This is a genomic window from Nonomuraea sp. NPDC050536 (genome assembly GCF_044457685.1).
In the GTDB taxonomy this organism is placed as follows: domain Bacteria; phylum Actinomycetota; class Actinomycetes; order Streptosporangiales; family Streptosporangiaceae; genus Nonomuraea.
In genome coordinates, this window is the sequence record NZ_JBITHD010000057.1 from 1 (window position 1) to 1,411 (window position 1,411).

Sequence of the window (1,411 nt, forward strand, 5' to 3'; positions counted from 1 at the left end):
ATCCGCACAGCTTGGCGCACACGCGCCGTCCAGAGCATCCGCCGGACGGCGCGTCACATCACAACGAGGCAAACATTGCCTGATGCGGCACTAGCTAGCTTCACCGAGCAGGGGAGCACCTGCGTGAGTGGAGCGGCCGGCGCCAATGCGAAGCACCCATAGGGCCGCGAAGCGGTTGGGGCCGGCGGCGGAGCGAGTGGCCGTGAGTCCTCGTGAGTGACCGCGGTTCCCCACCTGATCTGGCACGCATCTGGCACGCGAGGCACGCCAAACCTTCTGATCTAGGCCCCAAACCATCTCCAGTCCTGTTCGGAGCCGTTCGCGCGTCTGCTCGTCGGGACCCTGGCTGTTCAGAGCCGTCCGGGTCAGTTCGTGATCGTCCGCCGGGGAGGCGCCACGCTGTGTGCTTCCCCGCGGTGCAGTGATCTCAGAGTTTGTACAGCTTGTTGAATGGTGTCGTGATTCGTTCCTGCCGTGATCCGAAATCGACGACCACGGCGACCTCGTCTTCTACACCGATGACGACACCGAGGCCATACCGGTCGTGGGTCACCTGGTCGTTCAGGCTGAACCGCTCGACAGGCGGGGCGGGCGGCGGGGGTTTGAAGGGACTTGTGGACAGGTGACGGCGGGACTCGCCGCTTGCTGGCTTCATCCCCTCCAGTATGTGCCGCTTTTGAGGCGCTCACGACGTAGGTTCGACAAGCTCGCCGAAATGATCCCGGGCGAGGATTCGACTCCTGACTTGGGCCTTCAAGCTTGGAGCGGGTGACGGGAACCGAACCCCGCGCTGTCGGTGGGAACCGGCTAAGCCGTCCTGAGCTGGGAAAGCCGAGTCAGGTCAGGGCGGCTGGTTGACATTGGAGGCGGGATGAGCGCGGGGTCGGCATGCCGCAAGCGATCAACCCGCGCTTCCAGAGCACCTAAGCACCTACGTCGGCAACGAGCCGGGGCGCTGCTCTTCCCTCGGCGCGAAGGGCGGACCGTTGCGGGCGCAGTGGGTTCAACACGCGTACGCGCTGGGTGGACGTGGTCAGGGAAATGGGAATGCCTGGCCTGCACTTCCATGATCTGCGTCACACCGGGAACCTGCTGGGGGCCGAGTCGGGCGCGAGGGTCAATGACCTGATGGCCCGCTCCGGTGGCTAATTGCACGACGATCCACCGGTGCCCTGTTCCGTAGTGCGTACCTTGCTCCTCTGATCCCTAATGCCAGCGGCCCCCACGCGGAGGGAGGCGGGACAGGCGGTGGGCAACCGGAGTGCCCTGTCGTACGAAGATCCTTGTCCTTCTTGAGCAGCTCGGGCGCGCAACACGGGGTCACGTCCACGGACGTGGTGTATGAGTCGATCTTCGCGTGATCCTGTTTCTGCAGGTTAAGCGGTAAGTGTCTGCGGGAGTGGGCTCGGGG

1 protein-coding gene is annotated in these 1,411 nt (G+C 64.6%); it reads right to left on the reverse strand.

What is annotated here, in order from left to right; genetic code table 11:
- Nucleotides 1-427: 427 nt before the first annotated feature.
- Complete coding sequence (locus ACIBHX_RS52340) at nt 428-655, reverse strand: hypothetical protein (protein WP_397076536.1); 228 nt, start codon at nt 653-655, stop codon at nt 428-430.
- Between the last annotated feature and the right edge of the window lie 756 nt (nt 656-1,411).